Raw genomic sequence first — 16,780 nt, forward strand, 5'->3', positions numbered from 1 at the left:
AGGAGAAAGTAGCTCCCGACTTGTTTCTTTAACAAGTTGGGACTACTTCGGATGGCAGGAATAGGGATTGTTGAAAATGCCCATGCCATTCGCTCATAAAAAAAGGCCTAACTCTCGTTAGACCTTTAGTTTATTCACTTTGCAGACTACAACAATGCGTCGATTGCGTCTGTATATGTTTTTTTAGGAGCAACGCCTACTTGACGACCTACAACTTCTCCATTTTGAAAAATTAGTACCGTTGGGATGTTACGAACACCGTATTTTGCGGCAAATTCTTGGTTGGCGTCTACATCTACTTTTCCTACTACTGCTTTTCCTTCATATTCTGAAGAAACTTCGTCGATAACTGGTCCAACCATTCTACATGGTCCGCACCAAGCTGCCCAAAAATCTACTACTACTGGTTTGTCTGATTTTAAAACTACTTCGTCAAAAGTAGCGTCTGTTATTGCTAATGCCATAATTTTTTAAGTTTAAAAGTTTATGTGTTTAAAAGTTTATGAGTTGAGCTTCTAAACAATCTTTATTCATTTTGAAGCACAAAGATAAAGAAACATTTTAGTAATGAAATGTAACTTGTATTACTTTTAGCTATTTTTTTATTGAGAGAATTGATTTAGTTAGAGGTTAAATCTATAAGAATTATATTTTTACTTGGTTAAACTATAAAAATACAGTAGGTACAATACATTTACATGTATTTCTATCAACATTTCTATCAACATTATATGCTTATTTCATGTTTTTTACGTTGATAGAATATACTGTCCAACGTTTCTCTCCTGTTTTTACAATTAAATCGGTTGATATCATTTCATCAAGCTTGGATTTCAAAGTTCGCTGCTTAATTTCATCCCCAATCCTTTTATTAATTTCACTCACCGAACTGTCAGGATAGTTCTTCAAATCTTCATATATGAGTTCCTGCAATCTATGAGGTTCAATCCTTTTTAAATTAGTCTTTTCAATAAAATCACTGTACCTTAAAAATTCGGGATTTACATAATAAAGCGTTCCTTTAGTTTTTCCTTTAGATAGAATAAGTCCAAAATCTACTAATCTACCTATCCAATTTTGCAAACCATTTTGCTTGATTACATTCAAGATAGCAGACAAATCAATTGCCGAAACTCCATCGTTTTGAGCAATTAGTCCTAATGTTATAAGTTCTCTTTGTCTAAGTTGAAGTTCTTTAGAAGCTTTATCCATAAGTCGTAAAACTTCGTTACTAATTATTTGTTTTTTTATAATAACTACTACTCTATCATCACCTTCAAAAACTTTAGGAACTTCTTTACCATTACCTAATAGTAATTCATACACTTTATCATAACCACTCCCTTCTTTCTCCATTAATTTTAAATCATAAAAAAGCTTAGCTATCAATGGGTTTCTTTGAATGGACTTTGTTAAAATATTTTCAGGCGTTACACCTAATGGCAGAAGCCCTGGACTATGTATTTCTAGTCTATCACTATAAAGATTAATAAAAATATCTCCTCGCATAGAGTAATTACGATGTGCAAATGCATTTGCTACTAGTTCACGAATTACTTCAGGAGGATAATTATAAATGTTTTTTCTGAAAATACCATCTGAAACCTCGACAAACTCATTCCAATCAGGAATTTGAGTTAAAATTTCATTTATTAATTCTTTTGGATTTTGAGAAAAATCATCCCAAACTTTTTTAAAAACTTTACGTTCATCTATGTCATATTTAATAAACTGTACTGAGGGAGGATAATGTATTACAGCCCTATCTTTTCTTTTCCCAATCCACAATATCCCTAGATTGGTTAAAGTTCCATTATTAGATAAAAAATAATAGTCCGCAACTTCCTCGTCGGACATCTCTTTAACAAATGTACTGACTCTTTCTGAAGAGCGAATATCTTTTAAAAACTGATTATATTTTATAACATCACATTCAAAAAGAGGAATTTTTCTAACTATTTTATCCTCCCAAACAAAAGTGTTTTTTTCTGAAAATAAACGTTCAATGTCATCTGGCAAAACTGGCTTGCAATCATCCGAAACACGCATATAATATTTACCATTTGTGGTTGAAGCTATCGATTGGCTATTTCTTAAAACAGACAATTCAATATATTCTCCTCCGTTATTAGATTTAACTATTCTAGGAGCGATCCCAACATTAATAGTCAAGGAAGATATTCTTTTTTGAATGTCTTCAATTAATTTCGGGTTAATTATTTGATTAGAAATAGGTTCATCTTCATCGTCTTCTATCCCAATGTTAATTTTACCGCCATAACTATTAGCGAAACAAACACAATCCTTAGCTAATTCTTTCCAATTGGCATTTTTACCTTCTATAATAGAGAGTGCTTTTTTATCTAAAATGCTATTTTCTTTCATTTTCTGTAATCTTTAAATAATTTCCTCTTGTAGTCCATAAAATTTATTTCACTTAGTGATTATCATTTTGTCAACTAAAGTATTTAGTCTAAAATATTTAATATAGCTTTTCATTAAAACGATAAGATAAAATTATCTAATTGTAAATTCATCCAAGTGAGATGATGTAATCTAATTCAATTTGAAATTAATCTGCATTCGTTCTAATTCTTCTAATAATTCTTTTGAAATTTTAATTTTTACTTTTCGGCTTGGCATTGATAATAGTGTTACAATTCTGTTTTCTTCTTTCTCTTCGGGAACACTTGCCACCACTTCTTCATCCTCCATTTCGGTTTCAATGTCTAAATTATCGATGTCGATTTCGGTGTCATTTTCTACAGGAAGTACTTCTTTTACTGGAATTACTTCTGTTTTCTTGATGACTTTTTCTATTTCTAACACTTCAAAACTTACTTGATTATCACCTTTATTGGCTTGAAAAACAGTATTTAAATGCTGAATTAAATTTTGTTGCAAGTCATAAATATTCAATTGGATGGAAATCTTTTTGGCAAATGTTGCTAATACATCAGCTAATAATTTGGCATCTTGAAAGTTAATTTGCGGATCCGATTTTTTGCCCGTTTCACGATTTACCCAACCATCTTTTACATTAATTCTAAAGTAAATGAATTGATTGTTTACCAAAAAATGTCTGAATTTTAGATATTCTTCGTTGAAAATTCTAAAATCATGGCTTTCATCATAACCTTCTAAAGTGAACATCGCCCAATCTTTTCCGTTTTTTCCTGTTCGGTATTGAACATTTGTTACAATTCCTGCAAAAGTTAGATTTTTTCCAACTAAGGATTCTAAACTTTTTAAATGCGCCAATTTAGCATTGCAGAAATATTTCATTTCAAATCGATAATCGTCAAGAGGATGTCCTGAAATATAAATTCCGACAACTTCTTTTTCTTTGGCCAATTTTTCCATTGTACTCCATTCTTCACATGGCGGCACAATTGGTTCGGCTATTTGAACATCGCTGGCTTCACCAAACAAACTCACTTGCGATGAATTTTCGTTTTCTTGAAACTTGGAACCAAAACGCACTGCTTTTTCCAAAAACGTAATTCCTTCCCCTTCTATATGAAAATATTGTGCTCTGTGCGTTTCAGGAAAACAATCAAAACCGCCGGCATAAGCCAAACTTTCAAATGCTTTTTTGTTAGCAGCACGCAAATCAATTTTTTTGGCTAAATCAAATATCGATTTATAGGGTGCGTCTTTTCTGTTTTGAACAATAGTATCAACGGCATTTGCTCCAACACCTTTAACAGCACCCATTCCGAAACGAACGGCGTATTCGTTATTTACTGTGAATTTATAATACGATTCGTTTACATCTGGCCCTAGAACCTTCAATCCCATTCGTTTACATTCCTCCATAAAGAACGAAACTTGTTTAATATCATTCATGTTGTTAGATAAAACAGCCGCCATATATTCAGCTGGATAGTTTGCTTTTAGGTAAGCCGTTTGATAAGCAATCCAAGCATAACAAGTAGAGTGCGATTTGTTGAAAGCATATTCGGCAAAAGCTTCCCAGTCTTTCCAAATTTTTTCAAGTTTTTCTTCCGAATGTCCTTTGGCAGCCGCTTGCGAAATGAATTTTGGCTTCATTTTATCCAAAACGTCACGTTGTTTTTTTCCCATTGCTTTACGCAAAACGTCGGCATCACCTTTGGAGAAATCGGCTAATTTTTGCGACAAAAGCATTACCTGCTCTTGGTAAACGGTAATTCCGTAGGTGTCTTTTAGCAATTCCTCACAGGCATCTAAATCGTAAACAATTTCTTCTTCGCCGTTTTTACGTTTAATAAAACTCGGAATATACGCAATAGGTCCTGGACGATAAAGTGCATTCATGGCAATCAAATCAGGAAAAACCGTTGGCTTCAATTCCTTCATGTATTTTTGCATTCCAGGACTTTCATATTGGAAAATACCTACGGTTTCGCCACGTTGAAAAAGCTCATAAGTCTTTAAATCATCAATTGGAAATTCGTCAGGATTGAGTTCAATTCCCGTACGATATTTGACTAATTTGACCGTATCTTTAATTAACGTTAAGGTTTTTAATCCCAAGAAATCCATCTTTAACAATCCGGCACTTTCAACAACCGAGTTGTCAAATTGGGTAACATATAAATCAGAATCTTTTGCCGTTGCTACTGGAACGAAATTGGTAATATCATCTGGCGTGATGATAACACCGCAAGCATGAATTCCTGTGTTTCGGAGATTTCCTTCTAATATTTGAGCTTGTTGGATGGTTTCTCCGCCCAAATCGGAAGCGTTTCCAAGTGCAATTAATTCTTTTACTTTATCAAAATCTTCTGGACGCAAAGCTGCTTTTAGCTTGGCATCATCCATTGAAAATATTTTGGCCAAATTCAAATTGGTTGGAATCAACTTAGCAATTTTGTCGGCTTCAAATAATGGTAAATCCAAAACTCTCGCCGTATCACGAACCGATGATTTTGCTGCCATTGTTCCATAAGTGATGATTTGTGCTACTTGTTTAGAGCCATATTTTTGAATTACATAATCCATAACTTTACTTCTTCCTTCATCATCAAAATCGATATCAATATCGGGAAGTGAAACCCTATCAGGATTTAGGAAACGCTCAAAAAGTAGATTGTATAGTAATGGGTCAATGTTGGTAATTCCAAGGCAATAAGCAACTACTGAACCTGCTGCAGAACCACGACCTGGACCAACAGAAACGCCCATGTTTCTGGCTTCGGCGATGAAATCTTGTACAATTAAGAAATAACCTGGATAGCCTGAATTTTGTATTGTTAGTAACTCAAAATCAATACGTTCTTGAATTTCTGGAGTGATTTCGGCATATCTACGTTTTGCTCCTTCGTAAGTTAAATGATGTAGAAATTTATTTTCACCGCGTTTTCCGGCATCAACTTTATCTTCTTCTACCAAAAATTCTTCTGGAATATCAAATTTTGGAAGCAAAACTTCACGAGCCAAATTGAAAATTTCGATTTTATCTACAATTTCAGTGATGTTCGAAATAGCTTCTGGCAAATCGGCGAAGAGTTTTTTCATTTCTTCACTCGACTTGAAATAATATTCTTGATTTGGCAACCCAAAACGGTAACCACGACCACGACCAATTGGCGTAGATTGTTTTTCGCCATCACGAACACATAATAAAATATCATGCGCGTTGGCATCTTCTTTATTGATGTAAAATGAATTGTTAGTCGCAACCATTTTGACATCATGTTTTTTTGCTAATGAAATCAGAGATTGATTAACACGGGTTTCATCTTCTTGATTGTGACGCATTAATTCGATGTACAAATCGTCACCAAATTGTTCTTTCCACCAAAGCAGCGCTTCTTCGGCTTGATTTTCACCGAGATTTAAAACTTTATTTGGAATTTCACCATATAAACTTCCAGAGAGAACGATAATATCTTCTTTGAATTGTTTTATGATTTCTCTGTCAATTCTTGGCACATAATAGAAACCGTCTGTGTAGGCAATTGACGCCATTTTTGCCAAATTATGATAGCCATTTTTGTTTTTGGCAAGCAGTACAATTTGATAACCATTATCTTTTCGTGTTTTGTCTTTATGGTTCTCGCAAACGAAAAACTCACAGCCTACAATTGGTTTTATAACTATTTCAGTTGGTGTTTCGCCAGCTTCAACAGCCTCTTTGTTTTTGGCTTCTGCCGATTTATTATGATTTAAAATATCTCTAACAAAATGAAATGCCCCCATCATATTTCCCATGTCAGTCATGGCAACTGCTGGCATTTTATTTTTCACGGCAGCCGCAACCAAATCTTTTACCGAAACGGTTGATTGTAAAACAGAAAATTGAGTATGGTTGTGAAGATGAACAAAATCAGTATCGATTAGAATTTGTTTGTTTTCGGAAAGTGTTTCTTTGGAAATCGGAACATTTTCTTTTTCACCAAATTGCTGACGAATTTTATCAGATGCTTCTTTGAGATTGATATGTTTTAGACCAATTAACTGAATTGATCTTGGATTTTTTAGTTGAAAATCTTCAAAATATTCGGGTTCTACATCGAGTTCTTCTTTGGTAAAAACTTCGGTACGAATTAATTCTAAGAAACAACGTGTTGTAGCTTCAACGTCGGCAGTTGCGTTGTGTGCTTCTGCAAATGGTTCGTTGAAAAGGTATTGATGAAGCTCGGTTAATGTTGGCAATTTGAATTTTCCGCCACGACCGCCAGGTAATTTTAAAAGTGATGCCGTGACTTCGGTACAAGTGTCTAAAACAGGCATTTGTGTCATTGGCGAATCTATTCCCATACGATAGAATTCGCAACCCATTATATTGACATCGAAACCAACGTTTTGACCTACAATATATTTGGCTTTAGATAAAGCAATATTGAATTTCTCCAGCATTTCTTTAAGCTCAATACCGTTTTGTTGTGCTAATTCTGTGGAAATTCCGTGAATTCTCTCGGCATCATACGGAATATTGAAACCTTCAGGATTGATAAGATAATCTTGATGCTCGACAAGGTTTCCCATATCGTCATGCAGTTGCCAAGCAATTTGGATACATCTTGGCCAGTTGTCTGTGTCAGATATTGGTGCGGCCCATTTTTTGGGTAAACCAGTGGTTTCGGTGTCAAAGATTAAATACATACTTTAAAAAATTTCAATTGAAAAATTCCAAATTCCAATAAAAATCGCACTTGTTTGTGATTTGGAACTTGTTTTTTTGGGATTTACCAAAAGTACATTTTAATGAATTGTTTGTCAATTTTAGTTATTAACAAAAGTAAAAATGAATGGCTAAATAGCCTTGATTGTAGTGGAAATCCTTTTCTTTTTCTTCAAAAAAGAAAAGATTACTTCACATAATTTTCATTTTAATTGGAGTTCAGTGAACTACGTTTGGAACGAAAAGCAGGAACATGGATTACTGATAAAGCCCGAGCCATTCGCTTCTAAAAACAAAAAAAACCATCCGGAAACGAATGGTTTATTATTTTAAATTGGGGAAAAGTGAGATTTAGTAACCTCCTCTGTTTCCACCACCACGATTATCACCATAACCACCGCCACGGTTTCCTCCTCTAGAGTCACCTCCACGGTTGTTGTTGAAACTTCTTCTTTCGCCTTCTGGTTTTGGCTCAGATTTGTTTACAACAATTGCTCTTCCTTGAACAGTTGCACCGTTCAATTCGTCGATAGCTTTTTGTGCTTCTTCATCATTTGGCATTTCAACAAAACCAAATCCTTTACTTCTACCTGTGAATTTATCACTAATAATTTTTACAGAATCAACTGCTCCATAAGCCTCAAAAGACTCTCTTAAATCTGCTTCCTCAATACTGAATGGAAGACTTCCAACAAAAATGTTCATATGTATTTTTTTAAATATTAAACAAATGTAGTCTATTTTTTAAAGCAAAAAATTTATTTAAGCTCTTTTATCATTTATTTTAACTAAAATAAAAAAAACCGCCTTAAAAAAAGCGGTTTGTATAACTAGTTTATTTTGAGAAATTTATAGTTTTGTTACTGGAAGATTGTTGAAATATCCTTTTTTGAAATCAACATATAATTGATCTGCACCAAGATCTTCGTTTATTGCTTTGAACTCAAACTCTCCAGAAATAGTAGCTCCGTCATATTTGGTGATTTTTACAAATCCTTTATCTTCACTAATTCCAGTTGCAAAATTATTTTCAACACCATTTTCAATTATATAATAGGTCGCTTGAATTACAGCTCCATTACCAATAACATAATTTCCTTTGTTAGCTGATGTAGTTTCTAAAGTTAGTAATTCATTAGCGTTGATTCCTTCGATAGTTAATGAGCCATTTTTGGCAACAGTAACGGTATATTGCGGTGCTTTCCAAAAAGCAGTATTTTTTAGTGCTTGAAAAGCAACATCATTAAATTTTACGTTTTCAGAGCAAGAATTGAAAACCAATAATACAAGTAGGAATGAGGCTATTTTTTTCATTATTGAATTAATTAATATTTGTCAAAAATAGTTTTTTTAATAGAATTCTCTAAAAAAAAATCATAAAATTTCTATTTTTGGAGCTTTAACAACTTCATTACTCGAAAAATATAAGTAGTTGTAGTATAATTAAAAATAATTTATATCTTTGCACCCTTAAAAATAACCGAGGTCGAGTACCTCAAATTAATCAAATAGATTATGTCAGTAAAAATTAGATTACAAAGACATGGTAAAAAAGGGAAACCTTTTTACTGGGTTGTAGCGGCAGATGCTCGCTCAAAAAGAGATGGTAGATACTTAGAGAAAATTGGTACTTACAATCCAAACACAAATCCTGCAACTGTTGAATTAAACCTTGAATCAGCTGTTCAATGGTTACACAATGGTGCTCAACCAACAGAGACTGCTAGAGCAATTCTTTCTTACAAAGGTGCTTTATTAAAACATCACCTTGATGGTGGAGTTCGTAAAGGTGCTTTGACTCAAGAACAAGCTGATGCAAAATTAACTGCTTGGTTAGAAGCTAAAGCTGGTAAAGTTGATGCTAAAAAAGACGGATTGTCTAAAAAACAAGCTGAAGCTAAAGCTAAAGCATTAAAAGCTGAAACTGTTGCTAATGAAAAACGTGCTAATGCTGCTGTAGAAGCTGCAAAAGCTGCTGAGGCACCAGAAGTTACTGAAGAAGTAGCAGAAGAAACTACTGAAGAAGTTGTTGCAGAAGTTGCAGTTGAGGAAACTCCAGCTGCTGAAGAAGCTAGCGAAGAAACAGAAGCTTAATAAATTGCGATAATGCGTAAAGAAGATTGTTTCTACTTAGGCAAAATCGCTAAAAAATTTAGTTTCAAAGGGGAAGTTCTTATCTATTTAGATACTGATGAACCCGAATTATATGAAAATATGGAATCAGTTTTTGTTGACTTCAACAAAAATTTGGTTCCATTTTTTATTGAAAACAGCAACCTACATAAAAATGATTTTCTTCGCACACAGTTTGAAGATGTAAACAACGAAGAAGAAGCTGACAGAATTTTGGGTTGCGAGGTTTACTTACCACTTACAATGTTGCCAAAACTTGAAGGTAACAAATTCTACTTTCACGAAGTTATAGGTTTTGAAATTGAAGACCAACGTTTAGGTGTTTTTGGGAAAATTGTTTCTATAAACGACACTTCAGCTCAACCTCTTTTTGAAGTGATTAATGGCAATGTGGAAATTCTTGTTCCAATGATTGACCAATTTTTGGTAAAAATCGATAGAGAGAATAAGAAAGTGATTATGAATTTGCCAGAAGGCTTGGTGGAAATGTATTTGTAGTTTTCAGTCGCAGTCGCAGTTTTCAGAATTCTTAAATTATAAATCATTTTGTTTAGTTTCAAACAATTTTCTGTTCAACAAGACAAATGTGCTATGAAAATTGGCACAGATGGTGTTTTACTTGGAGCTTGGTGTCCAATTGATAATAATCCGTTTTCGGTTTTGGATATTGGTGCTGGCACTGGAATTTTGTCATTGATGTTAGCTCAACGAAGCAATGCTGAACAAATTGATTCATTAGAAATTGATGAAGAAGCCTACGAACAATGTGTTGAAAACTTTGAGAATTCTCCTTGGAGTGATCGATTGTTTTGTTTTCACGCAGGTTTGGATGAATTTGTTGACGACCCTGAAGATGAATATGACATTATAATTTCAAATCCACCCTTTTATTCTGAAGATTATAAAACGGATAATTCTCAACGGGATTTGGCAAGATTTCAAGATGCTTTGCCTTTTAAAGATTTGATTGAAGCTGCCGATTTACTATTGTCAGAAAACGGGATTTTCGCAGTAATAATCCCTTACAAAGAAGAAGCAAAATTCATTGATTTATGTATAGAAATTGAGCTTTATCCTGTAAAGGTTACTCGTGTAAAAGGTTCACATACCACACCTATTGTTAGAAGTTTATTAGCTTTTAAACGATATGAGCTTTCTGTTTTAACAGCAGACGAATTGGTTATTGAAATCAACCGTCACGAATATACTGATGATTACATCAATCTTACGAAAGACTTCTATTTAAAGATGTAGCCCTAGCCCAGATAGAAGCAGCATCCTTTTTCTTTTTTCTTTAAAAAGGAAAAGATAGAGCGGATAGCTGGAAATAGCTTCAAAAAATAACAAACGTTGAACAATTTCTCAAATATGTTTTCTTAACTTTGCAAACGTTTTCGTGAAATCGATATATATCATAAAACATTACAATATACAATAATATGAAACCAGATTTATTTCAAGCTCCAGATTATTACTTGTTAGACGATTTGCTAACAGAAGAACATAAATTAGTACGTGATTCTGCTCGTGCTTGGGTGAAACGCGAAGTTTCTCCGATTATTGAAGATTATGCACAACGTGCTGAATTCCCTAAACAAATTATTAAAGGTTTGGGAGAAATTGGTGGTTTTGGACCGTATATTCCAGAAGAATATGGTGGTGCTGGTTTAGACCAAATTTCTTATGGTTTAATTATGCAAGAAATCGAAAGAGGTGATTCTGGTGTTCGTTCAACTTCATCGGTTCAATCTTCATTGGTGATGTATCCTATTTGGAAATTCGGAACCGAAGAACAAAGAATGAAATATTTACCAAAACTAGCAACTGGAGAATTTATGGGTTGTTTTGGGTTGACAGAACCTGATTTTGGTTCTAATCCAAGTGGAATGGTTACTAATTTTAAAGATATGGGCGACCATTATTTGTTGAATGGTGCCAAAATGTGGATTTCTAACGCGCCTTTTGCTGACGTTGCTGTAGTTTGGGCAAAAGACGAAACAGGAAGAATTCACGGATTAATTGTTGAACGTGGAATGGAAGGTTTTTCAACTCCTGAAACACACAACAAATGGTCGCTTCGTGCAAGTGCAACTGGTGAATTAATTTTTGATAACGTAAAAGTTCCAAAAGAAAATTTATTGCCTGGGAAATCTGGACTTGGAGCCCCAATGATGTGTTTGGATTCTGCAAGATACGGAATCGCATGGGGCGCAATCGGTGCTGCAATGGATTGTTACGACACGGCTTTACGATATTCAAAAGAAAGAATTCAGTTTGACAAACCAATTGCTGGTTTCCAATTGCAACAAAAGAAATTAGCCGAAATGATTACTGAAATCACCAAAGCGCAATTGCTAACTTGGAGATTAGGTGTTCTTAGAAATGAAGGAAAAGCAACAACAGCTCAAATTTCGATGGCGAAAAGAAATAATGTTGACATGGCAATTCACATCGCTCGAGAAGCCCGTCAAATGCTTGGTGGTATGGGAATTACAGGCGAATATTCAATCATGCGTCATAGCATGAACTTAGAATCTGTAATTACTTACGAAGGAACACACGATATTCACTTGTTAATTACAGGTGCTGATATTACTGGAATTCCAGCATTCAAATAAGAGTAAAAAAATATATTAATAAAATGCTTCTCATATTTGGGAAGCATTTTACATTTAATAAATATAATGAAATACAAGTGTATTATTTTTGATTGTGATGGAGTCTTGGTTGATAGCGAGGCAATTTCTAGTTCTGTTTTAACCGAAATGGCAAATGAACTTGGTGTTACAATATCACAAGAGGAAGCATTAGAAAATTTCACAGGAAAATCATTAAAATATAGCTTAAACTATATAGAAAACATATTTGGAAAATCATTACCATCTGATTTTGAATATCAATTCAGAATAAAATCATTTGAGCAATTTGCCAAAAATTTGAAACCTATTAATGGAATTCACGAAGTACTCAACCAACTTAACGTTCCTTTTTGTGTAGCTTCAAGCGGGCCAATGGAAAAAATAGTTCGCAATCTTACAACGACAAAATTAATACATTACTTTGAAGGTAAAATATTCAGTTCTTATGAAATTAATAGTTGGAAACCCGAACCACACATTTTTTTGCATGCTGCTAAAAAAATGGGATTTGATAATACTAATTGTTTAATAATAGAGGATAGTATCACTGGAATTGAAGCAGCTAAAAAAGGCGGTTTTGATGTAATTGGATTTGTTAATGACAATAATAAAGAACGCTTCAAAAATGAAAATATACCTATATGCTTTTCAATGAACGAATTAAGCAATCTACTGAAATAACATATTAAACAATAAATAAAATTGATATAAAAAGCTTCTCATTTTCGAGAGGCTTTTTTACTTTTACATAAAAATTTATACGATGACTATTCAAACCATCAACAACAATATTCAAGAATATAAAAATCAATTACTTACTCATTCGTTATACGAAAAAGTAAAAACAATTGACGATTTACACTGCTTTTTAGAAAACCATATTTATGCCGTATGGGATTTTATGTCGTTGTTAAAAGCATTGCAAAACAAATTAACTTGCACAACAACACCTTGGTTACCAATTGGAAATCCTGAAGTTCGTTATTTAATCAACGAAATTGTTGTGGCTGAAGAAACTGATTTGGCACTTGATGGTTCACGTCAAAGTCATTTTGAAATGTATTTGGATGCCATGCAACAATGTGGAGCAAATACAATACCGGTTATTAATTTTTTAGAAAATGTAAAAACCACTCAAAACATCTTTGTTTCTATCAAACAAAGTGATTTACATCCAAATGTGAAAGCTTTTTTAGATTTCACTTTCAGAGTTATTGAAGAAGGAAAATCACATAAAATTGCCGCAGCCTTTACTTTTGGAAGAGAAGATTTGATTCCGAGTATGTTTACCGAAATTTTGAAGAATTTTCAAACCAATTTTCCTGAAACTGATTTATCAAAACTAATTTACTATTTCGAAAGACATATAGAACTTGATGCCGACGAACATGGTCCAATGGCAATGCAAATGGTAACAGAGCTTTGCGGTGATTCTGAACAAAAATGGAAAGAAGTTGAAGAAATTTCCATTCAAGCATTAGAAAAACGCATCGGACTTTGGAATGCTATTGAAGCGCAAATGGAAATGAGACTTGAAATGGTATAAAATTTATATCTTTATCAAGTAAATTTTACCTTATGTCATCTCAAACAAGATTAACACGCGCCTATCAACAAGCCAAACGAATTTCATTTACAAATTCGGATAAGTTTATATTGTTTAGTGATTGTCATCGAGGTGATGGAAGTTTTGCCGATGATTTTGCCAACAATCGCAATATTTATATGCACGCTTTAAACCAATATTATAAAAATGGTTTTCAGTATGTTGAACTAGGTGATGGTGATGAGTTGTGGGAAAATTTATTTTTCAAAGATATTTTGGAAGCTAATAAGAATGTTTTTTTATTACTAAAGAAATTCTATTTGCAAAATAAACTACACATGATTTATGGTAATCATGATATGGTTTATCGTAATCCGAATATTGTAAAAAAGAATTTTGCAGAATATTTTGATACTGGCGAAGGAAAAAACATGCCTTTCATGCCTAATTTAGAATTTCATGAAGCTATCGTTCTAGAAAACTCAGAAACAGGTCAAGAGTTGTTTTTAACTCACGGACATCAGGCTGATTTTTTCAATTATGTAGGTTGGAAATTCAATCGTTTTTTTGTTAGAATTCTTTGGAAACCTTTACAAGTTTGGGGAATAAAAGACCCGACAAGTCCAGCAAAAAATTATCTTGAATCCATAAAAGTAGAAAGAAGAATAAAAAAGTGGATAACTGATAATGGAAATATTATCACAATTGTTGGTCACACACATCGTCCACATTTTCCAAAACCTCAAGAAAATTTATTGAATTTTTTCAATGACGGAAGCTGTGTTCACCCTAGAAATATTACTGGAATTGAAATTGAAAACGGAAAAATTTCATTAGTAAAATGGCTAATTGATACAAATGATGATGGTGTTTTACAGATTGTAAAAGAATATATTGAAACTCCAGTAGATATAATTTCGTATAAATCATTATGAAACATTTACTTAAAATAGGTTCTTTAGTATTATTCGCTTTGCTTGTAAGCTGTTCAGTAAATGATACGGTGCAGACTTCAACGAATGGAAAAACAATAAAATATCTAGCACTTGGAGACAGTTACACCATAGGACAAAGTGTATGTGAGACTTGTCGTTTCCCAATTCAATTACAAACCGAACTTAAAAATAATCTTACCTCTAAAGATGTTTTTGTGACTAATGTTATTGCACAAACAGGTTGGACAACTACCAATTTAAAATCGGCAATTTCTAGTCAAAATCCAACAAATGATTATGATTTAGTTACCTTATTAATAGGTGTTAACAATCAATATCAAAACAAACCTTTTAGTTTGTACGAACTAGAGTTTCCGGAATTAGTAAATATTGCTATTACTAAGGCAAAAGGAATAAAAGCAAATGTAATTGTAGTTTCAATTCCTGACTATGCCTACACACCTTTTGGAAATGGAAACACAACTATTTCAACTCAAATTGATGCTTACAACGCTTTTGCAGAAAATTATTGCATTCAAAACAATATCACTTTTGTGAACATCACTGATATTACAAGACAAGGATTAGCGCAACCTAATTTAGTAGCTAGTGATGGTTTACATCCGTCAGAACTTGCTTACTCTAAATTTGTGGAAAGAATTTTTCCTAAAGCTAAAGTGGTTTTGGGGTTGTAAAAAAACCTAATAATTACTCCATTCCTTATTAAAAGTAGTCACTAAATTTTGATTATTCAACCTATTAATCAAAATTTCTTTTGACAACATATCTTTTGAAAAATGTGTTAAACTATTCCAATCATAATCATAAAATCGTAATCCTTTTATTTTTCGTTTCAATGTTAATGCTTTTTTTGAATTATTAACCATATTAAAACCCCATTCGCCAAAAGAAGGTAAATAGACATGATAAGGATAGGTGTTTTGAAATGAATATTTTATTGTTTCATTGATACACCAAAAAGATTTTGGAGCAAAAAATGGAGAAGTTGATTGAACAGTTAAAATTCCGTTGGTAGATAAATGATTTTTTACTTTATCGTAAAATGTCGTTGAATATAATTTTCCAAGACTAAAATTGGAAGGATCAGGAAAGTCAATAAAAATTACATCATATTTTTCAAAATTTGAATCAAGCCACACAAAAGCATCGCTATTAATTACATTAACTTTATTATTTAACAGTGAATTTTTATTTAATCTCTTTAACAAAGGATTTTCTTTAAAAATATCTGTCATTTCTTTATCTAAATCAACTAGAGTGATTTTTTTTACTTCTTTGTACTTTAAAATTTCTCTTGCAGCCATACCATCACCACCACCTAAAATTAGTATATTCTCTATGCTATTTGCAAAAGAAATTGCAGGATGTACAAATGCTTCATGATATCTGTATTCATCGAATGAACTAAACTGTAGATTGTTATTTAAATATAGCTTATAATCATTTCGCTCGTGTGTTAAAACCAATCTTTGATATTTGGTTGTTTTTGAAATGATGATATTCTCATTATAGAGACTTTTTTCAGAAAAAGCAATAATATTATCTGAAAAATAAAGAGTTACAACTAAAACTAAAAACATTAAAATTCCTTTTAATCTCAAAAACAAAATATTTCTCACGTGTTCTTTAAGAAAAAAACTCATGGCAATTCCCACCAGAATATTGAATAATCCGAAAATTAATGAGGTATTTATTAGTCCAAATTGAGGTACAAAAAAAAGTGGAAATGCTATTGAAGCTAATAATGCACCTATATAATCAAAAGTAAATACGTTAGAGACAAGCGTATTAAATTGAAATTTATCTTTTAAAATTATCATCAATATTGGAATTTCTAATCCTACTAAACATCCTATAATGAAAACTATAAAATATAAATAGAACTCAAAATATTCAACATAATTAAAGATAAGAAAAAGGATTGGCGCACTTAAACCACCTATTAAACCAATTATTAATTCAATTTCAATAAATTTATTTACTAAATTATTTATTATAAATTTTGAAAAATAAGAACCAATTCCCATTGCAAAAAGATAAATCCCTATTACAAGTGAAAATTGAGTGATTGAATCGCCAAGTAAATAACTTGCCAAAGCACCAGCAATTAACTCATAAACTAATCCGCAAGTTGAAATAATGAAAATGGTAAATAAAACAAGTCTTTCAATTTTCATTATCCATGAATTGCAAAACCAATTATTAGAGAAATACCTAAAATAAAAGCTGCAAAAACAATTGCTAAAGCAGTATTTTTATTTTGTACTATTTCTTTCCATGTGTTTTCTGGAGTTAATTTTTCAAGTATATAATAACAAATTAAAAGGATTCCAAATCCTAACATTGAATATAACACTGAATTGATTACTGGTTTTAATAAGATATCTTCCATATT

General features: G+C 32.5%; 15 protein-coding genes. 8 read left to right on the forward strand and 7 right to left on the reverse strand.

Annotated features, from left to right (window positions below):
* Positions 1 to 146: 146 nt before the first annotated feature.
* The 5 genes from trxA to O9267_RS01070 form a co-directional block, all read right to left on the reverse strand.
* Positions 147 to 464, reverse strand: coding sequence for a thioredoxin (gene trxA / locus O9267_RS01050; RefSeq protein ID WP_026717477.1), 318 nt, complete (start codon positions 462 to 464; stop codon positions 147 to 149).
* 271 nt (positions 465 to 735) lie between these two features.
* Positions 736 to 2,385: an ATP-binding protein gene (locus tag O9267_RS01055; protein ID WP_298175289.1), complete on the reverse strand. Its 1,650-nt coding sequence runs from the start codon at positions 2,383 to 2,385 to the stop codon at positions 736 to 738.
* 171 nt (positions 2,386 to 2,556) lie between these two features.
* A complete protein-coding gene (dnaE, locus tag O9267_RS01060) occupies positions 2,557 to 7,092 on the reverse strand; it encodes a DNA polymerase III subunit alpha (RefSeq protein WP_298175290.1) in 4,536 nt (1,511 codons plus the stop codon).
* A 370-nt stretch (positions 7,093 to 7,462) separates the two neighbouring features.
* On the reverse strand, positions 7,463 to 7,816 hold the full coding sequence (locus tag O9267_RS01065; RefSeq protein WP_298175291.1) for an RNA-binding protein: 354 nt from the start codon (positions 7,814 to 7,816) through the stop codon (positions 7,463 to 7,465).
* Between the two features lie 144 nt (positions 7,817 to 7,960).
* A complete protein-coding gene (locus tag O9267_RS01070) occupies positions 7,961 to 8,425 on the reverse strand; it encodes a DUF6252 family protein (protein ID WP_298175292.1) in 465 nt (154 codons plus the stop codon).
* Between the two features lie 201 nt (positions 8,426 to 8,626).
* On the opposite strand from O9267_RS01070, the gene O9267_RS01075 reads away from it, so the two are divergent.
* The 8 genes from O9267_RS01075 (at position 8,627) to O9267_RS01110 (ending at position 15,059) form a co-directional block, all read left to right on the forward strand.
* Positions 8,627 to 9,205, forward strand: coding sequence for a 30S ribosomal protein S16 (locus O9267_RS01075; protein WP_298175293.1), 579 nt, complete (start codon positions 8,627 to 8,629; stop codon positions 9,203 to 9,205).
* 12 nt (positions 9,206 to 9,217) lie between these two features.
* Positions 9,218 to 9,742: a ribosome maturation factor RimM gene (rimM, locus tag O9267_RS01080; RefSeq protein WP_298175294.1), complete on the forward strand. Its 525-nt coding sequence runs from the start codon at positions 9,218 to 9,220 to the stop codon at positions 9,740 to 9,742.
* 93 nt (positions 9,743 to 9,835) lie between these two features.
* On the forward strand, positions 9,836 to 10,498 hold the full coding sequence (locus tag O9267_RS01085) for a methyltransferase (protein ID WP_298175295.1): 663 nt from the start codon (positions 9,836 to 9,838) through the stop codon (positions 10,496 to 10,498).
* Between the two features lie 185 nt (positions 10,499 to 10,683).
* Entirely contained in the window at positions 10,684 to 11,862 is a 1,179-nt protein-coding gene (locus O9267_RS01090) for an acyl-CoA dehydrogenase family protein (RefSeq protein WP_298175296.1), read from the forward strand.
* Positions 11,863 to 11,928: 66 nt separating this feature from the next.
* Positions 11,929 to 12,564 carry an HAD family hydrolase gene (locus O9267_RS01095; RefSeq protein ID WP_298175297.1) on the forward strand — a complete coding sequence of 212 codons (636 nt, stop codon included), beginning with the start codon at positions 11,929 to 11,931 and terminating at the stop codon, positions 12,562 to 12,564.
* An 82-nt stretch (positions 12,565 to 12,646) separates the two neighbouring features.
* The gene (locus tag O9267_RS01100) at positions 12,647 to 13,429 is read left to right on the forward strand and encodes a DUF3050 domain-containing protein (RefSeq protein WP_298175298.1); all 783 of its coding nucleotides are present in this window, start codon (positions 12,647 to 12,649) and stop codon (positions 13,427 to 13,429) included.
* A 32-nt stretch (positions 13,430 to 13,461) separates the two neighbouring features.
* Positions 13,462 to 14,364, forward strand: a complete 903-nt coding sequence (locus O9267_RS01105; protein ID WP_298175299.1) for a metallophosphoesterase — start codon at positions 13,462 to 13,464, stop codon at positions 14,362 to 14,364.
* Complete coding sequence (locus O9267_RS01110) at positions 14,361 to 15,059, forward strand: SGNH/GDSL hydrolase family protein (RefSeq protein WP_298175300.1); 699 nt, start codon at positions 14,361 to 14,363, stop codon at positions 15,057 to 15,059. The genes O9267_RS01105 and O9267_RS01110 overlap by 4 nt, the downstream gene beginning before the upstream one ends.
* 6 nt (positions 15,060 to 15,065) lie before the next feature.
* On the opposite strand, the gene O9267_RS01115 is transcribed toward O9267_RS01110, so the two are convergent.
* Together O9267_RS01115 and O9267_RS01120 are read right to left on the reverse strand one after the other, a co-directional pair.
* On the reverse strand, positions 15,066 to 16,562 hold the full coding sequence (locus O9267_RS01115) for a polyamine aminopropyltransferase (protein WP_298175301.1): 1,497 nt from the start codon (positions 16,560 to 16,562) through the stop codon (positions 15,066 to 15,068).
* Positions 16,562 to 16,777 (reverse strand): DUF350 domain-containing protein, encoded by a 216-nt coding sequence (locus O9267_RS01120; RefSeq protein WP_298175302.1) that lies wholly within the window; start codon positions 16,775 to 16,777, stop codon positions 16,562 to 16,564. Before O9267_RS01120 ends, O9267_RS01115 begins: the two co-directional genes overlap by 1 nt.
* Positions 16,778 to 16,780: the final 3 nt, after the last annotated feature.

Source organism: Flavobacterium sp. (genome assembly GCF_027531705.1).
GTDB lineage: Bacteria > Bacteroidota > Bacteroidia > Flavobacteriales > Flavobacteriaceae > Flavobacterium.

Coding starts and splice junctions, on each gene's coding strand:
- trxA (WP_026717477.1), bottom strand. CDS start 464: ATGGCATTAGCAATAACAGACGCTACTTTTGACGAAGTAGTTTTAAAA.
- O9267_RS01055 (WP_298175289.1), bottom strand. CDS start 2,385: ATGAAAGAAAATAGCATTTTAGATAAAAAAGCACTCTCTATTATAGAA.
- dnaE (WP_298175290.1), bottom strand. CDS start 7,092: ATGTATTTAATCTTTGACACCGAAACCACTGGTTTACCCAAAAAATGG.
- O9267_RS01065 (WP_298175291.1), bottom strand. CDS start 7,816: ATGAACATTTTTGTTGGAAGTCTTCCATTCAGTATTGAGGAAGCAGAT.
- O9267_RS01070 (WP_298175292.1), bottom strand. CDS start 8,425: ATGAAAAAAATAGCCTCATTCCTACTTGTATTATTGGTTTTCAATTCT.
- O9267_RS01075 (WP_298175293.1), top strand. CDS start 8,627: ATGTCAGTAAAAATTAGATTACAAAGACATGGTAAAAAAGGGAAACCT.
- rimM (WP_298175294.1), top strand. CDS start 9,218: ATGCGTAAAGAAGATTGTTTCTACTTAGGCAAAATCGCTAAAAAATTT.
- O9267_RS01085 (WP_298175295.1), top strand. CDS start 9,836: ATGAAAATTGGCACAGATGGTGTTTTACTTGGAGCTTGGTGTCCAATT.
- O9267_RS01090 (WP_298175296.1), top strand. CDS start 10,684: ATGAAACCAGATTTATTTCAAGCTCCAGATTATTACTTGTTAGACGAT.
- O9267_RS01095 (WP_298175297.1), top strand. CDS start 11,929: ATGAAATACAAGTGTATTATTTTTGATTGTGATGGAGTCTTGGTTGAT.
- O9267_RS01100 (WP_298175298.1), top strand. CDS start 12,647: ATGACTATTCAAACCATCAACAACAATATTCAAGAATATAAAAATCAA.
- O9267_RS01105 (WP_298175299.1), top strand. CDS start 13,462: ATGTCATCTCAAACAAGATTAACACGCGCCTATCAACAAGCCAAACGA.
- O9267_RS01110 (WP_298175300.1), top strand. CDS start 14,361: ATGAAACATTTACTTAAAATAGGTTCTTTAGTATTATTCGCTTTGCTT.
- O9267_RS01115 (WP_298175301.1), bottom strand. CDS start 16,562: ATGAAAATTGAAAGACTTGTTTTATTTACCATTTTCATTATTTCAACT.
- O9267_RS01120 (WP_298175302.1), bottom strand. CDS start 16,777: ATGGAAGATATCTTATTAAAACCAGTAATCAATTCAGTGTTATATTCA.